The 1524-nt window shown below is 70.7% G+C and carries 2 protein-coding genes and 1 pseudogene; all 3 read right to left on the minus strand.

Annotation, left to right across the window (positions count from 1 at the left end; all coding sequences use genetic code 11):
* Nucleotides 1-43 precede the first annotated feature (43 nt).
* Nucleotides 44-635: pseudogene (locus ACIQK6_RS33730) on the minus strand (transposase); the annotation flags it as partial.
* An 82-nt stretch (nt 636-717) separates the two neighbouring features.
* Nucleotides 718-981, minus strand: a complete 264-nt coding sequence (locus tag ACIQK6_RS33735) for a hypothetical protein (protein ID WP_402696425.1) — start codon at nt 979-981, stop codon at nt 718-720.
* 81 nt (nt 982-1062) lie between these two features.
* Complete coding sequence (locus ACIQK6_RS33740) at nt 1063-1362, minus strand: hypothetical protein (protein ID WP_402696427.1); 300 nt, start codon at nt 1360-1362, stop codon at nt 1063-1065.
* Nucleotides 1363-1524: the final 162 nt, after the last annotated feature.

The raw sequence follows: 1524 nt of genomic DNA on the forward strand, positions 1-1524 counted from the left end.
GGCTGCCTGCTTGGGTTTGGATGCCGGTTGTGGTGCGACGGTCGTCTGAACGCTCGTTGGTTCGGTCGTGGGGAAGGGCCTGTTTGAACCAGCGGAAGGTGTGCTCGATGTCGAAGCGCCGCAGGTGGGCCTGCCACAGACGGTCGGTGTTCGCTTTGGTGGCGTCGGTGCCCGACCACCACAGCCAGACCGGCTTCAAAGTGGTTCCGCTGGGCAGGCGATGTCCAGGCGGATCACCGGTCCCTCGACGATCGGGAGGGTGCCGTCGGCCGCGGCCCAGGAAGAGCGGTTCGTGAGTTTGGGGTGGAGCCGCTCCCACGAGCGTGCTCGGGCGGTGCCGTGGAGGCGGATGTCGGTGACGGTTTCGGTGTCCGGGGTGCACTAGCTGTCGGGTTGCCCGAACACGAACTCGCCGCCGTGCCGGGGCGGACGGCCCATGGTGTGAGGCCCCCGCTGGGGTGCGGGCCGGCGCAGGACCCGGTCCGATCGCATCCGGGCCAGGACCTGGACCGGAAGGTCCCGAAGGAGGTGGGCCAGGCGTGAAGCGTCGTATCCGGAGTCCGCGATGACAAGGTTTCCGGGTCGTCTCCGGGTGCCGGACGCAGCGCGTCCAGCGGGGCGGTTCCGGAGAGCCGGAGGGCGCGGGGGAGGGAGCCTCTGCACCGTGCTGACGGTACGTCGGAAAGTCAGCCGTCGGTCAGCATGCGTCCCGGACGGTCATGCGCTTGCCGACCTCAGACCCGACAGCGCCTTTCCGGAGGTGACCTGCTCGACGGCGCTGCCGGAGACCTCTCCCCCCAATGCCGGCCGCCACTGGCAGGTCCTGCGCGAGGGCGGCGTACTGCACGCCCGCCGCGAAGGCCGGATGATCCCCAGCTCGAACTCGAGTTCCTGCACCCGCGCCCGCAGCTGCCGGTTCTCCTCCTCCGTCGCGGTGGCCTCCACCACCCCGGGCCGCGCCGCCTGCTCGGCGTCGCGCACCCAGGTCCGCAGCGTTGGGAAATCACGCTACGCAGGACGGGCGGGCCGGTTCAGCACGGGCGTGTCCCTGGCGGCCGGAGGTCATGGGCGCCGCGACAGCGCGAGGACGGCGAGGGCTATGGCGGTGCCTTCGCGGCCGAGGCGTTGCGCGTAGCGCCGCAGCATCGCATTCTCCCGGGCGAGCGGTGACATGGGCAGACCCGACGCGCGCCGGTCCAGCTGCCGGCCACGGGCCCGCCGCGCTCGCAGGAGCACCAGAGCGATGAGCTGTTCGTCGAGCCGGTCGAGCTCGTCCGGCTCGTACGGCCCGCCCACTTCGTACGGCTCGACGAGGTCGGCGAGTCGCTCGGGCGCGGAGCCGTTCTCCACGGTTTCGGACATGCCGCCGATCCTGCCCTCCCGCCGCTGCGTAAACCCCTAGTCCATGACTAGGGGTTTTCCTGGCGAGGCCGATCGGAGACTTGCCGCTGGTCTGCAGGTATGCGCGCGTCGCCGCGCCCGATCCCCTGCTGTCCGCCGGTCTTCCAGATGGGTTGAGTTGAT

Source organism: Streptomyces sp. NPDC091682 (assembly GCF_044756625.1).
Classification (GTDB): domain Bacteria; phylum Actinomycetota; class Actinomycetes; order Streptomycetales; family Streptomycetaceae; genus Streptomyces.

Bases quoted from the DNA above. Each gene is read 5' to 3' on its own strand.
- ACIQK6_RS33740 (WP_402696427.1), bottom strand. From the start codon at position 1,362: ATGTCCGAAACCGTGGAGAACGGCTCCGCGCCCGAGCGACTCGCCGAC.